This window comes from Klebsiella sp. B345 (genome assembly GCF_051131735.1).
Lineage (GTDB): Bacteria > Pseudomonadota > Gammaproteobacteria > Enterobacterales > Enterobacteriaceae > Klebsiella.
This window is the reverse complement of the sequence record NZ_CP180443.1, coordinates 853123-879684: the sequence shown is the minus strand read 5'-3', so window position 1 is coordinate 879684 and position 26562 is coordinate 853123. Positions and strand designations below refer to the sequence as shown.

Here is a 26562-nt window from a genome sequence, read left to right as displayed (position 1 = left end):
ACCGTTATTATTAACGAAAAGTTTAAAAAACGAACAGTCCAGGAGATTTCAATGGCTGCCATTAATTCTAAAGTAAGAAAAGCTGTTATCCCGGTTGCGGGATTAGGCACCAGGATGCTACCCGCTACGAAAGCTATTCCGAAAGAAATGCTGCCACTGGTAGATAAGCCTTTAATTCAATATGTTGTAAACGAGTGTATTGCGGCCGGGATTACTGAAATTGTTCTGGTGACTCACTCTTCGAAAAACTCTATTGAAAACCATTTTGATACCAGTTTTGAACTGGAAGCGATGCTGGAAAAACGTGTAAAACGCCAGCTGCTGGAAGAAGTTCAATCTATTTGTCCGCCGCACGTGACCATTATGCAGGTTCGTCAGGGTCTGGCGAAAGGGCTGGGTCATGCGGTGCTGTGCGCGCATCCGGTAGTTGGTGATGAGCCGGTAGCGGTTATTCTGCCTGACGTTATTCTGGACGAGTTTGAATCCGATCTTTCCCGCGATAACCTGGCTGAAATGATCTCCCGTTTCGATGAAACCGGATCCAGCCAGATTATGGTTGAGCCGGTTGCTGATGTAACGGCATACGGCGTGGTTGACTGCAAAGGCGAATCTCTGCAGCCGGGTGAAAGCGTGCCGATGGTTGGCGTGGTTGAAAAACCAAAAGCTGATGTGGCGCCGTCTAACCTCGCAGTCGTAGGCCGTTATGTGCTGAGCGCGGATATTTGGCCGCTGCTGGCTAAAACCCCTCCGGGAGCCGGGGACGAAATTCAGCTGACCGATGCGATCGATATGCTTATCGCCAAAGAAACCGTTGAAGCCTATCATATGAAAGGCAAGAGCCACGACTGCGGTAATAAACTGGGTTATATGCAGGCGTTTGTAGAATATGGCATTCGTCATAAAACCCTGGGCGCGGATTTTAAAGCCTGGCTGGAAAACGCTGTAGCTAAGTAATCGTTTTCTGCTGAGCAGATAACCGGGAGGCGAGTTCGCTTTCCGGTTTTTTTATACCCCGAGATTACTTGTGGTATACCCGAGACAAAAAAAATCCCGCCGAAGCGGGATTCTTCAAATACGATCTTCAATTACAGCAGGAAGTCGTCCAGGGTTTTACCCTGCTCGTCCATTGCTTTTTTGATCACTGCCGGAGTACGGCCCTGGCCGGTCCAGGTTTTGGTTTCGCCGTTTTCGTCAACGTAGCTGTATTTAGCCGGGCGTGCAGCACGCTTAGCTTTAGTACCCGCTTTAACCGCTGCCATGGTGCTCAGCAGTTCATTCGGGTCAATGCCATCGGCAATCAGCATTTCACGGTATTGTTGAAGTTTACGAGTACGCTCTTCAATTTCTGCAGCCGCAGCGCTTTCTTCTTCGCGACGTTCGTTAACAACAACTTCTAATTTTTCCAGCATTTCTTCTAGCGTTTCAAGGGTGCATTCTCTCGCCTGCGCACGAAGAGTACGGATGTTGTTCAAAATTTTAAGTGCTTCGCTCATTGTAGTAATCTCAAACTTATATTGTGGGGTGGTTTGTTGAAGTAATAATAGAGCGATATAATCAGATGTGCAATAGGGTTGAATGTAAGTAATTCAAAATTACTTGTTATTTGTCTCGATAATTAATTAATTTAAGTTAAATTTCTCGTACGAGTTCACATCTTTTTCGCTTATAGCTTAGGGCAAACCCTTAGCTAAAACCCTGAGATAGTATGCTTTTCTCGAGGGGCCGGGAGTAAAGTTATAGTTTGCAGGGATAAATATCCCCCTGAGGTAATAGCGTATTAGTTGGGGCAATCTTTAATATAACGCGTGAGGAAATCGCGTTATCGCCGCCTGGAAAATCGGATGATTCGCACGAAAGGACAATCATTAGCGGCGATGGTGCCAGAGTTGAGCAAATGATCGCCGGCAATATTCATTAAAAATCCTTAATCTATCAGGATGCAGGCAGGCTCACATTCAGCGTAGCCGTGACGCTGAAAAGACCGATAACGGTAGAAAATATGCTACAATTCCGCCGCGATAAAACATACTGATTGGGGTTAGGCAGCCAATGGCTCAACTTTATTTTTACTATTCTGCAATGAATGCAGGTAAGTCGACGGCCTTGTTGCAGTCGTCATACAATTACCAGGAACGTGGCATGCGCGCCCTGGTTTATACCGCCGAAATTGATAACCGTTTTGGTTCCGGAAAAGTCAGCTCACGAATCGGTCTCTCGTCGCCAGCCCGACTGTTTAACCCTCAGACATCGCTGTTTACCGATATCGCCAGCGAGCACGCGAAGCAGCCCGTTCACTGCGTTCTGGTGGATGAAAGCCAGTTCCTTACGCGTGAGCAGGTGCATGAATTATCTGAGGTTGTCGACAAACTAGATATTCCGGTGTTGTGTTACGGTTTACGAACGGATTTTCGCGGCGAACTGTTTATCGGCAGCCAGTATTTATTAGCCTGGTCCGATAAGCTGGTTGAATTAAAAACGATCTGTTTCTGCGGCCGTAAGGCCAGTATGGTGCTGCGTCTTGATCAAGAGGGACGGCCTTACAACGAAGGTGAGCAGGTAGTGATTGGCGGGAATGAACGTTATGTTTCTGTCTGCCGTAAGCATTATAAAGAAGCGCTGAGCGAGGGATCTCTCACGCTGGTACAGAATCAATCTCGCGCCGGTTAAGACTGCGGCGTTAATAACCCCACAGGCGCACACCGACGGCGTCTGTGTTCAGTTTCTCCCCTCCGTATAGTTGACTATATCCTGTCCCTCAGACGCACTCCTGATAGAACAAAACATCAATGATGATGGCTTCCTTCACCTGGGCCTGTTCCTGCGTGGGAATAGAGGGAGTCCAGTGGGCAGGTGTGCCTGCGCTTTTCAGCTTTGGGGCGGGGCATATTCGGCAAGGCGAAGCATAAAAAAAGCCCCATCCGAAGATGAGGCTTGTAGAGGTGTTAACCGGGTCGATTAAGCGGATTTTTTCGCTTTTTTATCGGCTTTCGGCGCTGCTGGGGTTTCTTTCTTTGCAGCAGTTTCACCTTCGCTGAACTCGTTACCGTAGTAAGTATCCAGCAGAATCTGTTTCAGCTCGGAGATCAGTGGGTAGCGCGGGTTAGCGCCGGTGCATTGGTCATCGAAGGCATCTTCAGACAGCTTGTCAACGTGGGCCAGGAAGTCAGCTTCCTGCACGCCAGCTTCACGGATAGATTTAGGAATACCCAGTTCAGCTTTAATGCTTTCCAGCCATGCCAGCAGTTTTTCAATTTTCGCTGCGGTACGGTCGCCCGGTGCGCTCAGGCCCAGGTGGTCAGCAATTTCAGCGTAACGACGACGTGCTTGCGGGCGGTCGTACTGGCTGAATGCGGTCTGTTTAGTCGGGTTATCGTTCGCGTTGTAACGGATAACGTTACTGATCAGCAGGGCGTTAGCCAGGCCATGCGGAATGTGGAACTGAGAACCCAGTTTGTGTGCCATGGAGTGACATACACCCAGGAAGGCGTTAGCAAACGCGATACCGGCGATAGTCGCTGCACTGTGTACTTTCTCACGTGCTACCGGGTTCTTAGAACCTTCGTGGTAGGACGCTGGCAGGTACTCTTTCAGCAGTTTCAGAGCCTGCAGAGCCTGACCGTCGGAGAACTCAGAAGCCAGCACGGAAACATAAGCTTCCAGGGCGTGAGTTACGGCATCGAGGCCACCGAATGCACACAGTGATTTCGGCATATCCATGACGAGGTTAGCATCGACAATCGCAACATCCGGAGTCAGCGCATAGTCTGCCAGCGGATATTTCTGACCGGTTGCATCGTCAGTAACAACCGCAAACGGAGTCACTTCAGAACCAGTACCGGAAGTGGTGGTGACCGCGATCATTTTGGCTTTAACGCCCATTTTCGGGAACTTGTAGATACGTTTACGGATGTCCATAAAGCGCAGCGCCAGGTCTTCGAAGTGGGTTTCCGGGTGCTCGTACATCACCCACATAATTTTGGCCGCATCCATCGGGGAACCGCCGCCCAGGGCGATGATAACGTCAGGTTTGAAGGAGTTCGCCAGGTCGGCACCTTTACGGACAACGGTCAGTGTCGGGTCAGCTTCAACTTCAAAGAAGACTTCAGTTTCAACGCCAGATGCTTTCAGCACGGAGGTGATCTGGTCAGCATAGCCGTTGTTGAACAGGAAGCGGTCAGTCACGATCAGCGCGCGTTTGTGACCATCAGTAATCACTTCATCCAGTGCGATTGGCAGTGAGCCACGACGGAAGTAGATAGATTTCGGAAGTTTGTGCCACAACATGTTTTCAGCTCGCTTAGCAACGGTTTTCTTGTTGATCAAGTGTTTCGGACCAACGTTTTCAGAGATGGAGTTACCACCCCAGGAACCACAACCCAGAGTCAGGGAAGGTGCAAGCTTAAAGTTATACAGGTCACCGATACCACCCTGAGATGCCGGGGTGTTAATCAGGATACGTGCGGTTTTCATCATCTGGCCGAAGTAGGTCACGCGAGCCGGCTGGTTGTCCTGGTCGGTGTACAGGCAAGAGGTATGACCGATACCGCCCATCGCAACCAGTTTTTCAGCTTTATCAACAGCGTCTTCGAAGTTCTTCGCGCGGTACATTGCCAGCGTCGGAGACAGTTTCTCGTGAGCAAACGGCTCGCTTTCATCAACGTCGGTCACTTCACCAATCAGGATCTTGGTGGTAGCCGGAACGGTGAAGCCTGCCAGTTCAGCAATTTTGGCTGCCGGCTGACCAACGATAGCGGCATTCAGTGCGCCGTTTTTCAGGATGATGTCCTGAACTGCTTTCAGCTCTTTGCCCTGCAGCATGTAGCCGCCATGGCTGGCGAAACGCTCGCGAACGGCGTCATATACGGAGTCAACGACCACAACGGACTGTTCAGAAGCACAGATAACGCCGTTATCGAAGGTTTTAGACATCAGTACAGAAGCAACGGCACGTTTGATATCAGCGGTTTCGTCGATAACAACCGGCGTGTTACCTGCACCAACACCGATTGCTGGTTTACCGGAGCTGTATGCTGCTTTAACCATACCTGGACCACCGGTCGCGAGGATCAGGTTAATGTCCGGGTGATGCATCAGCGCGTTAGACAGTTCAACGGAAGGCTGGTCGATCCAACCGATCAGATCTTTCGGTGCGCCAGCGGCGATAGCAGCCTGCAGCACGATATCAGCGGCTTTGTTGGTTGCATCTTTAGCACGCGGATGTGGGGAGAAGATGATCGCGTTACGCGTCTTCAGGCTGATCAGTGATTTAAAGATTGCTGTGGAAGTCGGGTTAGTCGTCGGAACGATACCGCAGATAATACCGATTGGTTCGGCGATGGTAATAGTACCGAAAGTGTCGTCTTCAGAGAGAACGCCACAGGTCTTTTCATCTTTATATGCGTTATAGATATATTCAGAAGCGAAGTGGTTTTTGATGACCTTGTCTTCGATAATGCCCATGCCGGATTCGGCAACGGCCATTTTAGCGAGAGGGATTCGAGCGTCTGCGGCAGCCAAAGCGGCAGCACGGAAGATCTTATCAACTTGTTCTTGAGTGAAACTGGCATATTCACGCTGGGCTTTTTTTACGCGCTCTACGAGTGCGTTAAGTTCAGCGACATTAGTAACAGCCATAATGCTCTCCTGATAATGTTAAACTTTTTTAGTAAATCAGTAGCTCGATTCGACAGTATAGTCAGCCTGTTAACAGCTTGCATCTAAATGTTAATGGGGCGATTCAGACGCTGCTGGCTTCATTGATTTACTAAATAAGCTTGTCGGTGTTGCCTCTCAGGTACCGCTGTTTTGCACTCTTTGGTGTGAACAAGGTTACTCACTTCTGAGTACGATTTACGTGATTTAGATCAAGTTTACGTGAAGCTGACACCTTTCAGCTGGCTGTTTATTGACCGATCAAATCAAGTGTAATAATAATTATGCAAAATAAGTGAGTAAGTAGCAGGGTGGAAACAATTATATAACATCCGGTTTTGTCACAGTTTTACGCACATTTGAGATGAATTATGCTGCCAAAAAGCGTATCTTCTGCGCGAATATTTTATGTGACTAACTGTCAACAGCCATTATTAATGATGCTGCGGAGCGCACTGTGATCCAACCGTTGTTTGATTTTTCAGCTTACTTCAAGTTTTTCATCGGGTTATTTGCGCTGGTAAACCCGGTCGGCATCATTCCCGTCTTCATTAGTATGACCAGCTATCAGACGGCGGCGATCCGCAATAAAACCAACCTGACGGCAAACCTTTCCGTCGCCATCATTCTGTGGACTTCGCTGTTCCTCGGCGACTCCATTCTGCAAATATTCGGTATCTCTATTGATTCATTCCGTATTGCCGGTGGGATCCTGGTGGTGACGATCGCGATGTCGATGATCAGCGGCAAGCTGGGTGAGGATAAGCAAAACAAGCAGGAAAAATCAGAAACGGCGATTCGTGAAAGCATTGGCGTCGTGCCGTTGGCATTGCCGTTAATGGCCGGACCAGGGGCAATCAGTTCGACCATCGTCTGGGGAACTCGCTATCACACCGTGGCACACTTGTTTGGTTTCTCGGTCGCGATCGCGCTGTTTGCGCTGTGCTGTTGGGGCATTTTCCGTATGGCACCATGGCTGGTTCGCCTGCTCGGGCAAACGGGGATCAACGTCATCACGCGTATTATGGGTCTGTTGTTGATGGCGCTGGGTATTGAGTTTATCGTCACCGGCATTAAAGCGCTGTTTCCTGGTTTGGTGGGGTAAGCCAACTGACATACGGCGGAGCGTAGCGCTTCGCCTTTTTTGATTATTAGCAAAACATATCAATATGGTTGATATAAGCGCGTAAAATACTTTTCTGTGATAGTTGTTTTTATCGTTAATTATCATGTTGTTATCGTGTTTATTCTCTACTTCCCTCATTTTCTCCCCATCGTAACAACTGTTATTTTCTTCACATCATTCTCTGGTGCTTGCCGTTGGATAATTGAAATGATATTAGTAATTTCACTATCAGAGCAGATGAATGTGCTAAAAAATAATCGATTGTTAAATTTTCGTACAAAAAGCATCATCGCCACGTTGCCGGAGCTCTGAGCGAAGGCTGAAAACTTATCTGTATGAAATACAAGTGCTTTACTCCGCCAGAGTTTTGAAAGCAGGACAGGGCGGCAGGGTAAGAAAAAAGATAAAAGAGAATTCGGTAACATATTTGCAAATTGCATTGGCGGTGGTGATGGCCTTTTGATATTTTCCGGCCTGATCCTTCGCTCAAAAATATACGTAAATGAGAATCATTATTAATTAACTCATTGCGACCACCCTGAATAAGCGGGTGAAAGAATCGACGCTAAGGCTGCCGTTTGAGCGGCCGTAATAAATAAGTCGGTGATAGCAAGCAGTAAAGTCTGACAGCAGCAAAAACTCCTGCACTGTACAGAATCCCGCAAGGGGAAAAAAACAGGCTGGTTAAATAGCCAGTAATTATAATGAATGGAGTAACAACACAATGACCATCATCACCAAAAAAAGTCTGGTAGCTGCAGGGGTTCTCTCTGCGCTAATTACCGCCAATGTTGCCATGGCGGCAGATGTACCTGCTGGAGTGCAGCTGGCGGACAAGCAAACGCTGGTTCGTAATAACGGCGCAGAAGTGCAATCGCTGGATCCGCATAAAATTGAAGGCGTGCCGGAATCCAACATTAACCGCGATTTGTTTGAAGGATTAGTGATCGGCGATGTAGAAGGCCATCCAATTCCTGGCGTGGCGGAGTCCTGGGATAATAAAGATTTTAAAGTCTGGACGTTCCATATTCGCAAAGACGCAAAATGGTCTGACGGCTCGCCGGTTACCGCACAAGATTTCGTTTACAGCTGGCAGCGTCTGGCTGACCCAAAAACGGCTTCCCCTTACGCCAGCTATCTGCAATACGGCCACGTGCTGAATGTCGATGAGATTATCGCCGGCAAAAAACCGACCAGCGACCTCGGCGTTAAAGCCATCGATGATAAAACCTTTGAAGTCACGCTGAGCGAACCAGTTCCATATTTCTATAAACTGCTGGTGCACCCATCCGTTTCTCCGGTCCCTAAAGCCGCTATTGAAAAATACGGTGAGAAGTGGACTCAGCCTGCTAATATCGTCACCAACGGCGCCTATAAACTGAAAGACTGGGTGGTAAACGAGCGCATTGTGCTTGAGCGTAATACCAACTACTGGGATAACGCGAAAACAGTCGTCAATCAGGTTACCTATCTGCCGATTTCATCGGAAGTGACTGACGTTAACCGTTACCGCAGCGGTGAAATCGACATGACCTATAACAACATGCCGATTGAACTGTTCCAGAAACTGAAGAAAGAGATCCCGAAAGAAGTTCACGTCGATCCGTATCTGTGCACCTATTACTACGAAATTAATAACCAGAAAGCACCGTTTACCGACGTGCGTGTACGTACCGCCCTTAAAATGGCGCTGGATCGCGACATCATTGTCAATAAAGTGAAAAACCAGGGCGACCTGCCGGCTTATAGTTATACGCCGCCATATACTGATGGAATGAAAGTTGTTAAACCTGAGTGGTTCAACTGGACTCAGGACAAGCGTAACGAAGAAGCGAAAAAACTGCTGGCTGAAGCGGGATATACCGCTGATAAACCGCTGACCTTTAATCTGCTGTATAACACCTCTGATTTGCATAAAAAACTGGCGATTGCCGTTGCCTCCATCTGGAAGAAAAACCTGGGTGCCAATGTGAAGCTGGAAAATCAGGAATGGAAAACCTTCCTCGATAATCGCCATCAGGGGACCTTCGATGTGGCGCGTGCCGGCTGGTGTGCAGATTACAACGAACCGACTTCCTTCCTTAATACCATGTTGAGCGATAGCTCAAACAACACCTCTCATTATAAGAGTCCGGCCTTCGATAAGATCATCGCTCAGACCCTGCAGACCACTGATGATGCGAAACGTGCAGACCTGTACGCGCAATCGGAACAACAGCTGGATAAAGACTCTGTGATCGTACCGGTGTTCTATTATGTCAACGCCCGTCTGGTTAAACCGTGGGTGGGTGGCTACACCGGTAAAGACCCGTTAGATAATATCTACGTTAAAAATCTGTATATTATCAAACATTAATGGCAATACGTGGGGCAGGCGCAGCTTGCCCCACCGTGTCTGAATTCATCGCACTCGATAGGCACAGGCCAGAAGGTACGGGCAATGTTAAAATTTATATTTCGTCGCTGTCTGGAAGCGATTCCGACGCTATTCATTCTAATTACTATTTCTTTCTTCATGATGCGTCTTGCACCGGGGAGTCCGTTCACCGGTGAACGCACGCTGCCGCCGGAAGTCATGGCGAATATCGAAGCCAAATACCATTTAAATGACCCCATCATGACCCAGTATTTTCATTATCTGAAACAACTGGCGCACGGTGATTTCGGTCCTTCTTTTAAATACAAAGACTATTCGGTAAACGATCTGGTGGCCTCGAGCTTCCCGGTCTCTGCCAAATTAGGTCTTGCCGCCTTTTTGTTGGCGGTCATTCTCGGCGTGACGGCGGGGGTGATTGCGGCACTGAAACAAAACACCAAGTGGGATTATGCGGTGATGGGGGTGGCCATGACCGGGGTCGTGATACCCAGTTTCGTGGTCGCGCCGCTGCTGGTGATGATATTCGCCATCACCTTGCACTGGCTGCCCGGCGGTGGCTGGAACGGCGGGGCGTTGAAATTTATGATCCTGCCGATGGTGGCCCTGTCGTTAGCCTATATCGCCAGTATCGCGCGTATTACCCGCGGCTCAATGATTGAAGTTCTGCACTCTAACTTCATCCGTACCGCCCGGGCTAAAGGGCTGCCGATGCGCCGGATTATCTTCCGCCATGCGCTGAAGCCTGCACTGCTGCCGGTCCTTTCTTATATGGGACCCGCGTTTGTTGGGATCATCACCGGCTCAATGGTCATCGAAACGATCTACGGTCTTCCGGGAATTGGTCAGCTGTTCGTGAATGGCGCGTTGAACCGCGACTATTCGCTGGTGTTGAGTCTGACCATTCTGGTCGGCGCGCTGACTATTCTATTTAACGCGATTGTTGACGTGCTGTATGCCGTCATCGATCCGAAGATTCGCTACTGAAGCCGGGGTTCGCCATGATGTTAAGTAAGAAAAATAGCGAAGCGCTGGAAAACTTCAGTGAAAAGCTCGAAGTTGAGGGGCGTAGCCTGTGGCAGGACGCCCGCCGCCGCTTTATGCATAACCGCGCCGCGGTCGCCAGCCTGATTGTGCTGGTGATTATCGCGCTGTTCGTGACCATTGCACCGATGGTATCCCAGTTCTCCTACTTTGATACCGACTGGGGCATGATGTCCAGCGCTCCGGAGATGGAGTCCGGCCACTACTTTGGCACCGACTCCTCCGGCCGTGACCTGCTGGTTCGCGTGGCGATCGGTGGGCGTATCTCGCTGATGGTTGGTGTGGCTGCCGCGCTGGTGGCGGTGGTGCTGGGGACGCTCTATGGTTCGCTCTCCGGCTACCTGGGCGGCAAAGTGGATTCGGTGATGATGCGTCTGCTGGAGATCCTCAACTCCTTCCCGTTCATGTTCTTCGTTATCCTGCTGGTCACCTTCTTCGGTCAGAACATCCTGCTGATTTTCGTGGCTATCGGGATGGTCTCCTGGCTGGATATGGCGCGTATCGTGCGCGGCCAGACGCTGAGCCTTAAGCGTAAAGAGTTTATCGAAGCAGCGCAGGTTGGCGGGGTATCCACCTTTAATATTGTGGTTCGCCATATCGTGCCGAACGTGCTGGGGGTGGTGGTGGTGTACGCCTCGCTGCTGGTGCCGAGCATGATCCTGTTTGAATCCTTCTTAAGCTTCCTTGGTCTGGGTACCCAGGAGCCGCTGAGCAGCTGGGGCGCATTACTCAGTGACGGTGCCAACTCCATGGAAGTATCACCATGGCTGCTGCTGTTCCCTGCCGGTTTCCTGGTGGTAACGCTGTTCTGTTTCAACTTTATTGGCGATGGCCTGCGTGATGCCCTCGACCCGAAAGACCGCTAAGGAGCGCCGTCATGAGCATAATTGAAACGGCAAAAGCGCCGCAGGCCCAGCAACAATCTGGCCTGCTGCTGGATGTGAAAGACCTCCGGGTGACGTTTAAGACCCCGGATGGCGATGTTACGGCGGTCAATGATCTTAATTTTAACCTGCGCGCCGGGGAAACCCTGGGTATCGTCGGCGAATCGGGTTCCGGTAAATCGCAGACCGCATTTGCGTTGATGGGCCTGCTGGCTTCTAACGGCAATATCGGCGGCTCGGCGTTATTTAACGGCCGCCAGATCCTTAATTTGCCGGAACACGAGCTGAATAAGCTGCGTGCCGAACAAATTTCAATGATCTTCCAGGACCCGATGACTTCCCTGAACCCCTATATGCGGGTGGGGGAGCAGCTGATGGAAGTGTTGATGCTGCATAAGGGGATGGGCAAAGCCGAAGCGTTTGAAGAGTCGGTGAAGATGCTTGATGCGGTCAAAATGCCGGAAGCGCGCAAACGCATGAAAATGTATCCGCACGAGTTTTCCGGCGGGATGCGTCAACGCGTGATGATTGCCATGGCGTTGCTGTGTCGGCCAAAACTGCTGATTGCTGATGAGCCGACGACCGCGCTGGATGTGACCGTCCAGGCGCAAATTATGACCCTGCTGAATGAACTCAAACGCGAGTTTAATACCGCGATTATCATGATTACTCACGACCTCGGTGTGGTTGCCGGGATCTGTGACAAAGTGCTGGTGATGTACGCCGGGCGGACCATGGAATACGGGATGGCGCGCGATGTCTTTTATCATCCTTCGCATCCGTACTCGATTGGCCTGCTGAATGCGGTACCGCGGCTGGACGCCGAAGGCGAGTCGCTGCTGACCATTCCGGGCAACCCGCCCAACCTGCTGCGTCTGCCGAAGGGCTGTCCGTTCCAGCCGCGCTGCCCGCATGCGATGGAAATTTGCCATAGTGCTCCACCGCTGGAGGAGTTTGCACCGGGCCGCCTGCGAGCCTGCTTTCAACCAGTAGGGGATCTGCTATGAATGCCGTTACCGAACAAAGAAAAGTCCTGCTCGAAATCGCCGATCTGAAAGTCCATTTCGATATTAAGGATGGGAAACAGTGGTTCTGGCAGCCCGCCAAGACGTTGAAAGCGGTAGATGGCGTCACGTTACGTCTGTACGAAGGTGAAACCCTCGGCGTCGTTGGTGAGTCTGGCTGCGGCAAATCGACCTTTGCGCGGGCGATTATTGGCCTGGTGAAAGCGACCGATGGCAAAGTCGCCTGGCTTGGTAAAGATTTGCTCGGCATGAAGCAGGAAGAGTGGCGTGCGGTGCGCAGCGATATCCAGATGATCTTCCAGGATCCACTGGCCTCGCTGAACCCGCGTATGACGATCGGTGAGATTATTGCAGAGCCGCTGCGAACCTATCATCCGAAAATGACGCGTCAGGAAGTGCGTGACCGGGTGAAAGCGATGATGATGAAGGTGGGGCTATTACCCAACCTGATTAACCGCTATCCGCATGAGTTCTCCGGCGGCCAGTGCCAGCGTATTGGTATTGCCCGCGCGCTGATCCTGGAACCGAAACTGATCATCTGTGATGAGCCGGTATCGGCGCTGGACGTGTCGATTCAGGCGCAGGTGGTCAATCTGCTGCAGCAGTTGCAACGGGAAATGGGTCTGTCACTGATCTTTATCGCCCATGACCTGGCGGTGGTGAAGCATATTTCCGATCGCGTCCTGGTGATGTATCTCGGGCATGCGGTGGAGCTGGGCACCTATGATGAGGTGTACCATAATCCACTGCACCCTTATACCAAGGCGCTGATGTCAGCGGTGCCGGTTCCTGACCCGGACCTGGAAAAGAATAAAACCATCCAGCTGCTGGAGGGCGAGCTACCCTCGCCGATTAACCCGCCCTCGGGATGCGTGTTCCGCACGCGCTGCCCTATCGCCGGTCCGGAGTGTGCGAAAACGCGGCCGGTACTGGAGGGGAGCTTCCGTCATGCGGTTTCCTGTCTGAAGGTAGACCCGTTATAATCTCAGGGGCTGACGTAGGTCAGCCCCTTATTTTTTGAGAGGTTAACGTGGCCGTTCATGCTTATTCCGCCCGCCAGCGGCTGTATCATTTACTCTTCGATCAAACCCGACGCTCCGGGCGCCGCTTTGAAGCGTTGTGCGGCATGTTTGCGCTGCTTAGCGTGCTGGTAATATTTATCGAGTCTGGTCTTGGCACGCAATATCATCTGACCTTTGATGAATGGCATATTTTTGTCTGGCTTGAGATTTTTGTTACCGTCGTTTTTACCCTGGAATATTTCCTGCGCATTGCCACCTGGCCGAAACCGCTGAGCTATATTTTCAGCTTTTGGGGCGTCATCGATCTCGCCACTATTCTGCCGCTCTATGTGATGTGGATGTGGCCAGAAATGAGCCTTAATTATGTTTTTGCCTGGCGAGCAATGCGGGCGATCCGTTGTTTGCGTATTCTCAAACTGCTACGGTTTATGCCGTCACTGAATATTTTCTGGGTGGCTATCGTCAGCGCCCGCCATCAGTTAATCCTGTTCTATTCATTTATTGCGATCGTGATGGTGATTTTCGGATCGCTGATGTACCTGATTGAAGGCCCGGAATATGGTTTCACCACCTTAAATGCGTCGGTGTACTGGGCAATCGTCACCATCACAACGGTCGGCTATGGGGATATCACCCCGCATACCCCAATGGGAAGAGTGCTGGCGTCGATCCTTATCTTAATCGGCTACTCGATTATTGCGATACCGACGGGGCTGATTACCACCCATATGACCAGTTCGTTGCAGGAGCGTCGCGCTCGTCGGACGTGCCCCAGCTGTCAGCACACGGCGCATGATAAAAATGCACGCTATTGCAATGCCTGCGGGAGTGAACTGCCGGAGTGACGGGAGAGTGAAAATAAAATGGCAGCCGGTCTGATGAGCGGCTGCCATTTTTTTAGCTGGTGCGGCGAGCGGGGCGCTTATTCACGCCACAGGATATGGCACAGCTTATGATCTTTTTCACGGCACAGCAGAATGCGCGCGAAGATATCATTAATTTCGCCACCATCGGTATCGGCAAGGCCAATCACCACTTCGGCGAAGAAGTCCGGGTTCAGGTCGTAATCGACATGCTCTTCCCAGTCTGCCGCAGGGTCAAACAGCTCGGCACCGCCGCGCTCTTCAAACTGCAGGTTGAACAGAATGACATCCGCCGGATCGAGGTTGTCGACAGCCAGCTCCAGGAAGATGTCATACGCTTGTTCAAGTGTTTCGTCTTCGGTCAGGCGATTGTTTAAATCCATATCCATGATTGCTACCCGTTAAACATCTGATTGGCACGTTTTACAGCAACGGACTGAAGAAGTAAAACAGTCGCTCAGCGATCCGTTGCCACAGCGGACGTTTTAACCACAGCTTCGCATCCAGCAGGCGAGAGCGGGAAATATAATCATCCTGAACGGCCGCCAGATCGCCGCCGAATCCGACGTCATCTATCACCAGAGTGATTTCGAAATTAAGCCACAGGCTGCGCATATCGAGGTTCACCGTACCAACCAGGCTAAGCTCGCCGTCAACCAGAACACTTTTAGTATGCAGCAGACCGCCTTCGAATTGATAAATTTTTACCCCGGCGGCTAGCAGCTCGGTAAAGAAGGCCCGGCTGGCCCAGCCGACCAGCAGCGAATCATTCTTACGCGGCAGGATAATGCTGACGTCGACCCCACGTTGCGCCGCCGTACAGATAGCATGGAGCAGATCGTCGCTGGGTACGAAGTACGGCGTGGTCATGATCAGGTGTTCTTTGGCGGAATAGGCGGCGGTTAGCAACGCCTGATGAATCAGGTCTTCCGGGAAGCCTGGGCCCGAGGCGATAGTGTGGATGGTATGTCCGCTGGCTTCTTCAAAAGGCATGATGTTGAGATCTGGCGGCGGTGGAAGAATGCGTTTTCCGGTCTCAATTTCCCAATCGCATGAGTAGACGATACCCATTGAGGTGGCCACCGGGCCTTCCATACGCGCCATCAAATCAATCCACTGGCCCACACCGGAATCCTGTTTAAAGAAACGCGGATCGACCATATTCATACTGCCGGTGTAGGCAATATAGTTATCAATCATGACCATTTTGCGGTGCTGGCGCAGGTCCATGCGACGCAGAAACACACGCATCAGATTGACCTTCAGCGCTTCGACAACCTCAATCCCGGCATTACGCATCATCGCCGCCCACGGGCTGCGGAAGAAGGCGACGCTCCCGGCCGAATCCAGCATCAGGCGGCAATGCACGCCACGTCGTGCCGCGGCCATTAGTGATTCCGCAACGTTATCGGCCATACCACCAGGCTGCCAGATGTAAAACACCATCTCAATGTTGTGCCGGGCCAGCTGGATATCGCGCATCAGCGCCTGCATCACATCATCCGATTCCGTTAGCAGCTGGAGCTGGTTACCTTTAACACCGGCAATTCCCTGACGGCGTTCGCAGAGCTGGAACAAGGACTCCGCAACCGGGCTGTTATCATCGGCAAAGATATGTTTGCAGGCTTTAAGGTCGTTAAGCCATTTGGCGGTAGAAGGCCACATCGCGCGGGCTCGCTCTGCCCGGCGTTTACCCAGATGCAGTTCGCCAAATGAGAGATAGGCGATAATCCCGACCAGCGGCAGAATATAGATAATGAGTAACCACGCCATTGCGGAGGGAACGGCGCGCCGTTTCATCAATATGCGTAACGTTACACCGGCGATGAGTAGCCAGTAACCAAGAATGACCAGCCAGTTCACTACCGTGTAAAAGGTTGTCATAGATGAAAAATCCTTTTGAATTACTCTATGTCATGAGTTTACGCATCAACATGCATCTGGCAAATAAAAACACAGCGAAAGCGTTGGTCTGCCAGATTCATAGGTTTATAATGTGGACTGTTTTTCACTTGTAGAGTAGTAGCAATGAAGCGTAGTAGAACGGAAGTAGGGCGCTGGCGTATGCTAAGACAGGTGAGTCGCCGTAAGTCCCGCTGGTTGGAGGCCCAATCGCGCCGCAACATGCGCATCCTTTCTATCAGAAAGGAGTTGGTGAAACGACAACGTGGCTCCCTGCTGTTTGTCTTCACTGATTACTGATAGCTGAGTACCGATAAGAAAGGCACCGTTTACGGTGCCTCTGTTCTTTAAACGCCCAACCTGTCTCAGAAAACCTGCTTATAAGGTTTTACTGACACGTTCTGATATACCCCAGCGGCGTTATAAGGGTCATCATTTGCCCATGCTTTTGCCACTTCCAGCGATTCAAACTCTGCAATGACCGTTGAACCGGTAAAGCCAGCCGCGCCAGGTTCATTACTGTCAACTGCCGGCATTGGCCCGGCGGTCAGCAGACGACCTTCATCACGTAATAATTGTAAACGTGCCAGATGGGCAGGGCGAACCGACATGCGTTTTTCCAGAGAATCGGCGATGTCTTCAGCGTAGATAACGTAAAGCACGGCAAGGCTCCTTATCAATAAATTGGCGAATCACGTTAAGTGAATCCACCGTTGACTGCAATGTAAAGATGCGAGTCAGCACGAAAATGTCTGGCCTCAACGCTTTTTTTCCACAAAATGAGGCAAATATTGATGCCAGATAACACGGCTTATTGAATATGATTGCTATTTGCATTTAAAATCAGACCATCATTTTTCAACAGAAACGACTATGAGCGCAATGACCCTTGATTTACCTCGCCGCTTCCCGTGGCCGACGCTGCTGTCCGTGGTTATCCACGGTGCCGTTGTTGCCGGGCTGCTTTACACCTCGGTACATCAGGTTATTGAACGGCCATCGCCCTCTCAGCCCATCGAGATAACCATGGTCGCGCCGGCGGATCTCGAACCGCCTCAGGCAGTACAACCGGTGCCTGAGCCTGTTGTTGAGCCGGAGCCTGAACCTGAACCGGAAGTGGTGCCGGAGCCGCCGAAAGAAGCGCCGGTGGTAATCCATAAACCCGAGCCGAAGCCAAAGCCGAAGCCGAAGCCAAAACCTGAGAAAAAAGTTGAGCAGCCGAAGCGCGACGTGAAGCCGGCAGAACCGAAGGCGGTCTCACCGTTTGAATCGACGAATACCGCACCGGCGCGTACCCAGCCGAGCACCGCGACGGCAAACGCTAAGCCTACGCTGACGGCGCCGAGCGGCCCGAGAGCATTGAGCCGAAACCAACCAGCATACCCGACACGTGCCCAGGCGCTGCGTATTGAAGGTTCAGTTCGCGTTAAATTTGATGTGACCCCGGATGGGCGGATTGATAACGTGGAAATTCTCTCCGCACAGCCGGCGAATATGTTTGAACGTGAAGTCAAAAACGCGTTGCGTAAATGGCGCTACGAGCCGGGCAAACCGGGCACCGGCGTGACGATGACCATCAAATTCCGCTTGAAAGGGGTGGAAATCAGTTAACCGCGCAGTTCACCAAAAAGAAGGCCCCTATGGGGCCTTTTCCAGTAACACGTCATCCAGCGCTTTTTGCACCACCACCAGGTGCTGCCCGCCGAACAAAATCGCCCGGTTCAACAGCGTGTAAAGCTGGTAGACCGGCTGGCGGTCGAGGAACCCTGAAGGTAGCGGTGAAACCGACTGATAGCCATCGTAGATTTGCGGCGGCTGTTCCGGATGCAGCGGCAGCATGGCAAGGTCGCACTCTCTGTCGCCCCAGTAACAAGCGGGGTCGAAGATATAGGGGCCGTTTGGCCCAAGCGCGCAGTTACCTGACCACAAATCACCGTGCAGCAGCGACGGTTGAGGCTGGTGATTGCTGAGACGCTGTTGCACATGATCGACAATCGTATCGATGTCGCCAAAGTTGAGCCCTTTTTCGGCGGCCAGCTCCAGCTGCCAGCCGATGCGCTGTTCGGCAAAAAATGTCGACCAGCGGCGTTGCCAGGCGTTGGGCTGCGGCGTGGTGGAAAGATCGTTATCAAAATCCAGCCCGAACTGTGGCTGATCGCTCCACTGATGCAGGTGCGCAATTTGCTGTCCGAGCAAAAAGGCGTTGTGCGCATCCAGCGGGCGAGGGGGCAGAAACTCCATCACCACAAAGCTGTAATCGCGATCGCTGCCGACGGCATAAACCTGCGGGACGCTAACGGTGTTACTGCGCGACAACAGTTCCAGTTGGTCGGCTTCGGCGGTAAAGATAGGCAGCAATTCACGTTCATCACATTTGACAAAGTAATCTCGCCCACCGAAACGCAGATGCCAGGCTGCGTGAATTTCACCACCGGGTAGTTCATTGCGCAGTTCGATTTCAGCTGCTTCAGTGTGCCAGTCGCTTAACAAATTACTGATAGCTTGCCACATGCTGTCTCTCCCCTTGATTTCCACCATTTCATAAGGTTAGCTCATAACCCCGGTGTAAAATTCGAACTGACGCACAACTGGTGCTTTCCGCTGCGCTAATCGCACTTATTGAGCTTTCAACCACGCATCAAATGTGGTCACCGTAACGTCAACGGGGCGATCGAGCGCGGTTTCCGCCAGTCCGGCACACAGCGCTTTGACCTCATCCGCGGTTTGAACAGAGATCATGCCGAAGGTGTTGGTGCCCAGCTCATGGACCTTTCCGTTCTCATCATTGAGCACCAACGTGAATCCTGCACGGGTGAGGTGATTACTAAGTTCGTTAATTTCGGTTAGCGTCTCTTCCTGAAAGTTAACCGTTGCGACGTGAGTAACAATTTCTGTGCTCATTTTTCACCCTGTTGTAATCCATGAAATTTTTAGCATAGACCAAGATGATGATTTGGCGACTCCCTCTGCACGAGCAGAGGGAAGGGGAATTAGCGGCCGCAGAGGTAACGGTAGATTTTTTGCGTGTTTTCCAGCGAGCACAACCGGGTACCCTGGTTGATGGTGGCGGCGCTGCCGGCGGAGACGCCGAAGCGAACCATGTCTGCCAGACTGGCATTTTCAGCCAGACGTAGGGTCATAGCGCCGACCATGCTGTCTCCGGCGCCGACGGTGCTTTGACTTTTCATCGGCGGCGGTACGACATGAACACTACCGTTGGCATCAACACCCAGCGCTCCCTGTGGACCGAGCGACACCACCACCCGGTGTGCTTTACCAGAGTGGATCAACTCTTCCGCGGCCTGGCGCACATCATCCGGCTGGCTGAGATCGCGTTGGACCAACGCGCTGAGCTCTTTTTGGTTGGGCTTGACCAGCTCGATATTCCCGACTGTTAGCGCAGCCGCCAGCGCGTCGCCGGAGCTATCAATAATGCAGCGCAGCCCGTGCTGCTGCGCGTTTTTTACCAGCTGGGTCAGGTCATCAACGTTAATTCCCGGCGGAAGGCTGCCGCTGACCACCAGCAATGAGCCCGGTTCGATAGCCAGCACTTTTTCTTCCAGGCGTTGGAACTCCTCTGGCGTTATGGCAGCGCCTGGCATGACAAAACGGTACTGTTCGCCGCTGGCGCTGACGTGTACATGCAGGTTTTGCCGTGTCCAGTCCTGGGCTTCGATGGTGTCAACCGGGACATGTTCGCTTTCCAGCAGGGCGGTGAGGTGCTCTCCGGTGGCGCCGCCGGCCGGATAAATCGCCGTCGCTGCACCGCCAAGGAAGGTGATGGCCCGCGCGACATTAATGCCGCCACCGCCGGGTTCGAAAACCGGTGCGCTGCAACGAAGTTTACCTTCAGGGTAGATTTGCGGGGTCAGCGTGGCGCTGTCGAGCGAGGGGGCCAGCGTAAGCGTATAAATTTTGGTCATCCAGGTTCCTCCATGATACGAATTTAGCTGCTTTGGTTTTAAGCATGGCACTTCTTGTCAGGAAGGGGAAGCGGTGGCAGGTGGTGTTTTGTAAAGCGCTATTTATTTTTATCATTATGAAATAAAGATTGTTCTGAGAGCCGTCTTATTCAAAAAATGAAATAGTAATTGATTGCTATGTTAATCGTGCTTTTTTATAATTCTCTGCCTTTCATTGGACCTGCAAGATACAAAAAATCATTCAAGATGCGTCGAGGCGGCAAGGAAAGATTTACCTCCGGGAGCACAGCACATGCTGTGATAGAGGAAGTCTTAGTGGCGCCAGCAAAGAAGTAGCCTGAAGGATGACGCGTATAGCGATCCTTGCGAAAGTTTCCGGGACCCAGCGGGTCTCTCTTTTTGTTGTACGGACTCTAAATTAAATGAAGCTTTTGATGACAGTACCCGCAGCGGCATTGCTGGCGGGGGGGCTCTTTGCGTCTATGCACGCACTGGCCGATGATTCCGTTTTTACTGTTATGGATGACCCTTCCACTGCCAAAAAACCTTTCGAAGGTGCTGTTAACGCCGGTTATCTGGCGCAGTCCGGAAATACGAAAAGTTCTTCAATGACTGCGGATTCAACACTCACCTGGTACGGCAATACGACCGCATGGTCGCTGTGGGGTAATGCCAGCAACACCTCGTCGAACGACCAGCGCTCTTCCGAGAAGTATGCGGTTGGGGGTCGTAGTCGTTATAACCTGACCGACAGCAACTATGTCTTTGGTCAGGCCAGCTGGTTGACTGACCGCTATAACGGTTATCAGCAGCGCGATGTATTAACTGCAGGTTACGGTCGTCAGATCCTCAACGGCCCGGTCCACAGCCTGCGTTTTGAATTCGGTCCTGGCGTACGCTATGACGAGTATACCGACGGTGACAATGATACTCAGCCGCTGGGCTATGCGTCCGGTACCTGGGCCTGGCAGATGACGGATAACACCAAATTCACTCAGGGTGTATCGGTCTTTGGCGCTCAGGACACGACGCTGAACTCGGAAAGTGCATTAAACGTCGCGATCAATGCGCATTTTGCACTGCGGGTTGCCTACAATCTGACCTGGAACTCCGAGCCGCCGGCATCGGCGCCAGAGCACACCGATCGTCGCACCACGCTGTCGCTAGGTTATAAAATGTAATATATTTCAGGCCGGTAAATCCGGCCTGAATGTTTTAAAATTAGCAATAAGTGACATTATTATTTTTGGTCTTCAGTTTTGTTTTTTATAAAAAGAAAATAGCCTCCATACTTTCTCCATAATCGGTTTTTTCGACACGCCTCCTGACAAGTTTTACGTTAATTTGACACAAATAGCTAAATATTGGCTCGGACAAAGTTGTGATCTGGATCTATACTGTGGTTTATCGACAGAGATGAATGCTTTGCCGAAAAACCTTAAGTAAATAAGAGAACCACCATCATGAAAAATAGCAAAATCGCAATGGCGACTGCCGTGCTGTGCACCCTGTCGTTTGGCGCATTCGCCGCCGATCAGGTTCCTCCGTCAGGCGCTACCGAACATACACAAATTGGCATTGCCAAAGCGACGGATGTCGAAGCGGGTTCTAATATTGCTCCCGGTTCACAATCAACCGGTCACACTATGGATGATGCTTTTAATGTGCATACTCTTGTTGCCGGTGAGTGGTCCTGATATTTCGCCTGTACATCGCGTATATTAAATTCAGGAAATATAAAGCCGGGTAAAGATGTACCGGTTTATTTCCCGAGTTTTGCTCCAAAGTCATTTATGTTTCTCCTGAATCCCATGCCTGATTATTTTAATGACGGCAGCGTGGTTTCATGTTTATCCCCTGACGAATGACCCCATCGTTTTTTATCCACCCCCCTTGTTTTATCAATCATTGCAACCATTTATCCTGTTCAGACTTTTAACCCGCAGAAATGATGTGTAGACTAAAGGTCGGTGTTATCAACAGGCGGCTACAGGTGGGAACGGTTCGGTAAACGGGCGTCCTCATATTTCGCAGAGTGAAGCGGGAGCTGTGCTACAACTTGTTGATAATTATGATTATATTGTTTTGTATGTGCTCTTTCGTGTGGGGCACCACTGCAAATAAGGACATAAAATGCCTGTAATTACGCTTCCTGATGGCAGCCAACGCCATTTTGACCACGCAGTCAGCCCGCTGGATGTTGCTCTGGATATCGGTCCAGGCCTCGCGAAAGCGACTATCGCCGGACGTGTTAATGGTGAGCTGGTTGATGCCTGCGACCCTATCGAAAACGATGCAACCCTCTCTATCATCACCGCTAAAGATGAAGATGGTCTGGAGATCATTCGTCACTCCTGCGCGCATCTGTTAGGTCACGCGATCAAGCAACTGTGGCCCAATACCAAAATGGCTATCGGCCCGGTTATCGACAACGGCTTCTATTATGATGTCGACCTCGACCATACGCTGACCCAGGAAGATATCGACGCGCTCGAAAAACGTATGCACGAGCTCGCCGAAAAGAACTACGACGTCATCAAGAAGAAAGTCAGCTGGCACGAAGCGCGTGAAACCTTCGTCAAGCGTGGCGAAACCTATAAAGTTTCAATTCTTGATGAAAACATCGCCCATGATGACAAGCCTGGCTTGTACCATCACGAAGAATATGTCGATATGTGCCGTGGACCGCACGTACCGAACATGCGTTTCTGCCATCACTTCAAACTGATGAAAACCGCAGGCGCGTACTGGCGTGGCGATAGCAACAACAAGATGCTGCAGCGTATTTACGGCACCGCATGGGCCGATAAAAAAGCGCTTAACGCGCATCTGCTGCGTCTGGAAGAAGCATCTAAGCGTGACCACCGTAAGATCGGTAAGCAACTCGACCTGTATCATATGCAGGAAGAAGCACCGGGAATGGTGTTCTGGCATAATGACGGCTGGACTATCTTCCGCGAACTGGAAACTTTCGTACGTTCTAAACTGAAAGAGTACCAGTATCAGGAAGTGAAAGGCCCGTTCATGATGGACCGCGTGCTGTGGGAAAAAACTGGGCACTGGGACAACTACAAAGATGCGATGTTCACCACCTCTTCCGAGAACCGTGAATACTGCATCAAGCCGATGAACTGCCCGGGTCACGTACAGATCTTTAACCAGGGTCTGAAATCGTACCGCGATCTGCCGTTGCGTATGGCAGAGTTCGGTAGCTGCCATCGAAACGAGCCGTCGGGTGCACTGCATGGCCTGATGCGCGTACGTGGCTTCACACAGGATGATGCACACATCTTCTGTACTGAAGATCAGGTACGTGATGAAGTAAACGCTTGTATTCGTATGGTCTACGATATGTACAGCACTTTTGGCTTCGAGAAAATCGTCGTCAAACTCTCAACTCGTCCGGAAAAACGTATCGGTAGTGACGAGACCTGGGATCGTGCTGAGGCGGATCTGGCAGTCGCGCTGGAAGAAAACAATATCCCGTTTGAATATCAACTGGGTGAAGGCGCATTCTACGGTCCGAAAATTGAATTTACATTGTATGACTGCCTCGATCGTGCATGGCAGTGCGGTACTGTGCAGCTGGACTTCTCCCTGCCGCAGCGTTTAAGCGCCTCTTATGTTGGCGAAAGTAACGAGCGTCAGGTCCCGGTAATGATTCACCGTGCCATTCTTGGTTCACTGGAGCGCTTCATCGGCATCCTGACCGAAGAGTTCGCCGGCTTCTTCCCAACCTGGCTTGCGCCGGTGCAGGTTGTAGTGATGAATATTACTGATTCTCAGTCTGAATACGTTAACGAATTGACCCGTAAACTACAAAATGCGGGTATTCGGGTAAAAGCGGACTTGAGAAATGAGAAGATTGGCTTTAAAATCCGCGAGCACACTTTACGTCGTGTCCCGTATATGCTGGTCTGTGGCGACAAAGAAGTCGAAGCCGGCAAAGTTGCGGTGCGTACCCGTCGTGGTAAAGACCTCGGCAGCATGGACGTAAACGAAGTGATCGAAAAGCTGCAACAAGAGATTCGCAGCCGCAGTCTTCAACAACTGGAGGAATAAGGTATTAAAGGCGGAAAACGAGTTCAAACGGCACGTCCGAATCGTATCAATGGCGAGATTCGCGCCCTGGAAGTTCGCTTAACAGGTCTGGAAGGTGAGCAGCTGGGTATTGTGAGTCTGAGAGAAGCTATCGAAAAGGCTGAAGAGGCCGGAGTAGATTTAGTTGAAATCAGCCCTAACGCCGAACCGCCAGTTTGTCGTATTATGGACTACGGCAAGTTCCTTTATGAAAAGAGTAAGTCTTCTAAGGAACAGAAGAAGAAGCAAAAAGTTATCCAGGTTAAGGAAATTAAATTCCGACCTGGTACCGATGATGGCGACTATCAGGTAAAACTCCGCAGCCTGATTCGCTTTCTGGAAGATGGCGATAAGGCCAAGATCACGCTGCGTTTCCGCGGTCGTGAGATGGCCCACCAACAGATCGGTATGGAAGTGCTTACGCGCGTCCGTGACGATCTGAGTGAACTGGCAGTAGTCGAATCCTTCCCAACGAAGATCGAAGGCCGCCAGATGATCATGGTGCTCGCTCCTAAGAAGAAACAGTAAGGCCTTCAAGTAGCAATGTCTGTGGAGCCTTTTAGGTTCCGCAGCTGTTGTTCGCCTACGTTTCGTTTATTAACAATGCGAAGTGGAAGTTATTAAAATGCCAAAAATTAAGACCGTACGCGGTGCTGCTAAGCGCTTCAAAAAAACCGGTAAAGGTGGTTTTAAGCACAAGCACGCTAACCTGCGTCACATTCTGACCAAAAAAGCTACCAAGCGTAAACGTCACCTGCGTCCGAAAGCCATGGTTTCCAAAGGCGATCTGGGCCTGGTAATCGCGTGCCTGCCGTACGCATAAGTCGTTAACCCTTTTAACTTTTTAATTAGAATAGATACAGGAGAGCACATATGGCTCGCGTAAAACGTGGTGTAGTTGCCCGTGCACGTCACAAGAAAATTTTGAAACAAGCTAAAGGCTACTACGGTGCGCGTTCTCGCGTATACCGCGTTGCCTTCCAGGCTGTTATCAAAGCTGGTCAGTACGCTTATCGTGACCGTCGTCAGAAAAAGCGTCAGTTCCGTCAACTGTGGATTGCGCGTATCAACGCAGCAGCACGTCAGAACGGTATTTCTTACAGCAAATTCATCAACGGCCTGAAAAAAGCCTCTGTTGAAATCGACCGTAAGATCCTGGCTGACATCGCCGTATTCGACAAATTAGCGTTCACCGCGCTGGTCGAAAAAGCGAAAGCAGCTCTGGCATAAGCCAGTTGAAAGAGGGAGCTTGTCTCCCTCTTTTTGTTTATGCCCGTCTTAGAATTATTTCGGGCATAACCCTATCAGAAGATTGACTTTTATTGCTGTAAGCTTTTCAATACAGCTCTGACGTTTAGTTCCTGACAAGGTAATGCAAGCATGAATGCTGCTATTTTCCGCTTCTTTTTTTACTTTAGCACCTGAATCCAGGAGGCTAGCGCGTGAAAGATGAAACGGAAAACAGCGCCAGAAAGCCTCCCACTGTGGAGGCTTTTTTCGTATATGAACCCGTTCATGCTATTTCAAGCTGCAGGGGCGTTAGTGAGTTTGCGCCTGCGACGACAGAGCTCTTTTTGCCACGTGATGCGCGACGCTGCCTGTAACTCGAAATAGTCAGAACTACATAATGACCATAACCGGTGTCTGCACCGACATAATGAGGAAAACCATGTCACATCTCGCAGAGCTGGTTGCCAGTGCGAAGGCAGCCATTAATGAGGCATCAGATGTTGCCGCGCTGGACAACGTCCGCGTGGAATACCTGGGTAAGAAAGGGCATCTGACCCTTCAGATGACCACCCTGCGTGAGCTGCCGCCAGAAGAGCGTCCGGCCGCTGGTGCGGTCATCAACGAAGCGAAAGAGCAGGTTCAGCAGGCGCTTAACGCGCGTAAAGCTGACCTGGAAGGCGCCGCGTTGAACGCCCGCCTCGCCGCTGAGACCATCGACGTCTCTTTACCGGGGCGCCGTATTGAAAACGGTGGCCTGCATCCGGTAACCCGCACCATCGACCGTATCGAGAACTTCTTCGGTGAGCTGGGCTTTACCGTGGCGACCGGTCCGGAAATCGAAGATGATTACCACAACTTTGATGCGCTGAATATTCCGGGTCACCACCCGGCTCGTGCCGATCACGACACCTTCTGGTTTGATGCCACGCGTCTGCTGCGTACCCAGACCTCTGGCGTGCAGATCCGCACCATGGAAAACCAGCAGCCGCCGATCCGTATCATTGCCCCGGGCCGTGTCTATCGTAACGACTACGACCAGACCCACACCCCAATGTTCCACCAGATGGAAGGCCTGATTGTTGACACCAACATCAACTTCACCAACCTGAAAGGGACGCTGCACGACTTCCTGAATAACTTCTTTGAAGAAGACCTGCAGATTCGTTTCCGCCCGTCCTACTTCCCGTTCACCGAACCGTCCGCGGAAGTCGACGTGATGGGTAAAAACGGTAAGTGGCTGGAAGTACTTGGCTGCGGCATGGTGCACCCGAACGTCCTGCGTAATGTCGGCATTGACCCGGAAGTCTATTCCGGCTTCGCCTTCGGGATGGGGATGGAGCGTCTGACGATGCTGCGCTACGGCGTGACCGATTTACGTGCGTTCTTCGAAAACGATTTGCGTTTCCTCAAACAGTTTAAATAAGGGCAGGACAGAAT

General features: G+C 51.2%; 27 protein-coding genes and 1 other annotated feature. Of the genes, 19 read left to right on the top strand and 8 right to left on the bottom strand.

Annotated features, from left to right (window positions below; translation table 11 throughout):
* Positions 1-51: 51 nt before the first annotated feature.
* The gene (galU, locus tag ACMYSO_RS04155) at positions 52-954 is read left to right on the top strand and encodes a UTP--glucose-1-phosphate uridylyltransferase GalU (RefSeq protein ID WP_434584326.1); all 903 of its coding nucleotides are present in this window, start codon (positions 52-54) and stop codon (positions 952-954) included.
* A 131-nt stretch (positions 955-1085) separates the two neighbouring features.
* On the opposite strand, the gene hns is transcribed toward galU, so the two are convergent.
* A complete protein-coding gene (gene hns, locus ACMYSO_RS04150; RefSeq protein ID WP_004863421.1) occupies positions 1086-1493 on the bottom strand; it encodes a histone-like nucleoid-structuring protein H-NS in 408 nt (135 codons plus the stop codon).
* Between the two features lie 556 nt (positions 1494-2049).
* Here hns and tdk point away from each other — a divergent pair.
* Positions 2050-2667 carry a thymidine kinase gene (gene tdk, locus ACMYSO_RS04145; RefSeq protein ID WP_434669439.1) on the top strand — a complete coding sequence of 206 codons (618 nt, stop codon included), beginning with the start codon at positions 2050-2052 and terminating at the stop codon, positions 2665-2667.
* Between the two features lie 288 nt (positions 2668-2955).
* Here the strand turns inward: tdk and adhE are convergent, their stop codons facing one another.
* The gene (gene adhE, locus ACMYSO_RS04140) at positions 2956-5634 is read right to left on the bottom strand and encodes a bifunctional acetaldehyde-CoA/alcohol dehydrogenase (RefSeq protein WP_434584331.1); all 2679 of its coding nucleotides are present in this window, start codon (positions 5632-5634) and stop codon (positions 2956-2958) included.
* Positions 5635-6109: 475 nt separating this feature from the next.
* On the opposite strand from adhE, the gene ACMYSO_RS04135 reads away from it, so the two are divergent.
* The 7 genes from ACMYSO_RS04135 (at position 6110) to ACMYSO_RS04105 (ending at position 13972) form a co-directional block, all read left to right on the top strand.
* The gene (locus tag ACMYSO_RS04135) at positions 6110-6757 is read left to right on the top strand and encodes a YchE family NAAT transporter (protein ID WP_434584333.1); all 648 of its coding nucleotides are present in this window, start codon (positions 6110-6112) and stop codon (positions 6755-6757) included.
* 745 nt (positions 6758-7502) lie between these two features.
* On the top strand, positions 7503-9134 hold the full coding sequence (gene oppA, locus ACMYSO_RS04130; protein WP_434669437.1) for an oligopeptide ABC transporter substrate-binding protein OppA: 1632 nt from the start codon (positions 7503-7505) through the stop codon (positions 9132-9134).
* A gap of 84 nt (positions 9135-9218) precedes the next feature.
* Positions 9219-10139, top strand: a complete 921-nt coding sequence (gene oppB / locus ACMYSO_RS04125; protein ID WP_123754739.1) for an oligopeptide ABC transporter permease OppB — start codon at positions 9219-9221, stop codon at positions 10137-10139.
* A 14-nt stretch (positions 10140-10153) separates the two neighbouring features.
* Positions 10154-11062 (top strand): oligopeptide ABC transporter permease OppC, encoded by a 909-nt coding sequence (gene oppC / locus ACMYSO_RS04120; protein WP_123754738.1) that lies wholly within the window; start codon positions 10154-10156, stop codon positions 11060-11062.
* An 11-nt stretch (positions 11063-11073) separates the two neighbouring features.
* Positions 11074-12087, top strand: coding sequence for an ABC transporter ATP-binding protein (locus ACMYSO_RS04115; protein ID WP_123754737.1), 1014 nt, complete (start codon positions 11074-11076; stop codon positions 12085-12087).
* A complete protein-coding gene (gene oppF / locus ACMYSO_RS04110; protein WP_434584339.1) occupies positions 12084-13088 on the top strand; it encodes a murein tripeptide/oligopeptide ABC transporter ATP-binding protein OppF in 1005 nt (334 codons plus the stop codon). Before ACMYSO_RS04115 ends, oppF begins: the two co-directional genes overlap by 4 nt.
* 47 nt (positions 13089-13135) lie before the next feature.
* The gene (locus tag ACMYSO_RS04105; RefSeq protein ID WP_434584341.1) at positions 13136-13972 is read left to right on the top strand and encodes an ion transporter; all 837 of its coding nucleotides are present in this window, start codon (positions 13136-13138) and stop codon (positions 13970-13972) included.
* Between the two features lie 77 nt (positions 13973-14049).
* On the opposite strand, the gene ACMYSO_RS04100 is transcribed toward ACMYSO_RS04105, so the two are convergent.
* Both ACMYSO_RS04100 and cls read right to left on the bottom strand, forming a co-directional pair.
* Positions 14050-14379 carry an HI1450 family dsDNA-mimic protein gene (locus tag ACMYSO_RS04100; RefSeq protein ID WP_123754734.1) on the bottom strand — a complete coding sequence of 110 codons (330 nt, stop codon included), beginning with the start codon at positions 14377-14379 and terminating at the stop codon, positions 14050-14052.
* Between the two features lie 34 nt (positions 14380-14413).
* A complete protein-coding gene (gene cls / locus ACMYSO_RS04095; protein ID WP_123754733.1) occupies positions 14414-15874 on the bottom strand; it encodes a cardiolipin synthase in 1461 nt (486 codons plus the stop codon).
* A 144-nt stretch (positions 15875-16018) separates the two neighbouring features.
* Between cls and ACMYSO_RS04090 the strand changes: the two genes are divergently transcribed.
* Positions 16019-16192 (top strand): YciY family protein, encoded by a 174-nt coding sequence (locus tag ACMYSO_RS04090; RefSeq protein WP_123754732.1) that lies wholly within the window; start codon positions 16019-16021, stop codon positions 16190-16192.
* 65 nt (positions 16193-16257) lie between these two features.
* On the opposite strand, the gene ACMYSO_RS04085 is transcribed toward ACMYSO_RS04090, so the two are convergent.
* Positions 16258-16554 (bottom strand): YciI family protein, encoded by a 297-nt coding sequence (locus ACMYSO_RS04085; protein ID WP_123754731.1) that lies wholly within the window; start codon positions 16552-16554, stop codon positions 16258-16260.
* A 211-nt stretch (positions 16555-16765) separates the two neighbouring features.
* On the opposite strand from ACMYSO_RS04085, the gene tonB reads away from it, so the two are divergent.
* A complete protein-coding gene (gene tonB, locus ACMYSO_RS04080) occupies positions 16766-17503 on the top strand; it encodes a TonB system transport protein TonB (protein WP_434669436.1) in 738 nt (245 codons plus the stop codon).
* Positions 17504-17530: 27 nt separating this feature from the next.
* On the opposite strand, the gene ACMYSO_RS04075 is transcribed toward tonB, so the two are convergent.
* The 3 genes from ACMYSO_RS04075 to pfkB form a co-directional block, all read right to left on the bottom strand.
* Positions 17531-18403: a fructosamine kinase family protein gene (locus ACMYSO_RS04075; protein WP_434669435.1), complete on the bottom strand. Its 873-nt coding sequence runs from the start codon at positions 18401-18403 to the stop codon at positions 17531-17533.
* A 105-nt stretch (positions 18404-18508) separates the two neighbouring features.
* On the bottom strand, positions 18509-18793 hold the full coding sequence (gene ghoS, locus ACMYSO_RS04070) for a type V toxin-antitoxin system endoribonuclease antitoxin GhoS (RefSeq protein ID WP_434669434.1): 285 nt from the start codon (positions 18791-18793) through the stop codon (positions 18509-18511).
* 89 nt (positions 18794-18882) lie between these two features.
* Positions 18883-19815, bottom strand: coding sequence for a 6-phosphofructokinase II (gene pfkB / locus ACMYSO_RS04065; RefSeq protein ID WP_434669433.1), 933 nt, complete (start codon positions 19813-19815; stop codon positions 18883-18885).
* A gap of 422 nt (positions 19816-20237) precedes the next feature.
* Here pfkB and ACMYSO_RS04060 point away from each other — a divergent pair, with 422 nt between their 5' ends.
* The 8 genes from ACMYSO_RS04060 (at position 20238) to pheS (ending at position 26548) form a co-directional block, all read left to right on the top strand.
* Entirely contained in the window at positions 20238-20996 is a 759-nt protein-coding gene (locus ACMYSO_RS04060; protein WP_434584348.1) for a DUF481 domain-containing protein, read from the top strand.
* 282 nt (positions 20997-21278) lie between these two features.
* Complete coding sequence (locus ACMYSO_RS04055) at positions 21279-21512, top strand: hypothetical protein (RefSeq protein WP_434669432.1); 234 nt, start codon at positions 21279-21281, stop codon at positions 21510-21512.
* Between the two features lie 436 nt (positions 21513-21948).
* Positions 21949-23877: a threonine--tRNA ligase gene (gene thrS / locus ACMYSO_RS04050; RefSeq protein ID WP_123754724.1), complete on the top strand. Its 1929-nt coding sequence runs from the start codon at positions 21949-21951 to the stop codon at positions 23875-23877.
* 3 nt (positions 23878-23880) lie between these two features.
* Positions 23881-24423: a translation initiation factor IF-3 gene (gene infC / locus ACMYSO_RS04045; protein WP_123754723.1), complete on the top strand. Its 543-nt coding sequence runs from the start codon at positions 23881-23883 to the stop codon at positions 24421-24423.
* A gap of 97 nt (positions 24424-24520) precedes the next feature.
* Positions 24521-24718, top strand: coding sequence for a 50S ribosomal protein L35 (gene rpmI, locus ACMYSO_RS04040; RefSeq protein WP_001124225.1), 198 nt, complete (start codon positions 24521-24523; stop codon positions 24716-24718).
* A gap of 50 nt (positions 24719-24768) precedes the next feature.
* Positions 24769-25125 carry a 50S ribosomal protein L20 gene (gene rplT, locus ACMYSO_RS04035; RefSeq protein ID WP_004102963.1) on the top strand — a complete coding sequence of 119 codons (357 nt, stop codon included), beginning with the start codon at positions 24769-24771 and terminating at the stop codon, positions 25123-25125.
* A 145-nt stretch (positions 25126-25270) separates the two neighbouring features.
* Positions 25271-25396 (top strand) — a sequence feature (Phe leader region).
* Positions 25276-25320: a pheST operon leader peptide PheM gene (pheM, locus tag ACMYSO_RS04030; RefSeq protein ID WP_001386830.1), complete on the top strand. Its 45-nt coding sequence runs from the start codon at positions 25276-25278 to the stop codon at positions 25318-25320. (Overlaps the previous feature by 45 nt.)
* A 168-nt stretch (positions 25397-25564) precedes the next feature.
* Positions 25565-26548 (top strand): phenylalanine--tRNA ligase subunit alpha, encoded by a 984-nt coding sequence (gene pheS, locus ACMYSO_RS04025; protein ID WP_032687130.1) that lies wholly within the window; start codon positions 25565-25567, stop codon positions 26546-26548.
* Positions 26549-26562: the final 14 nt, after the last annotated feature.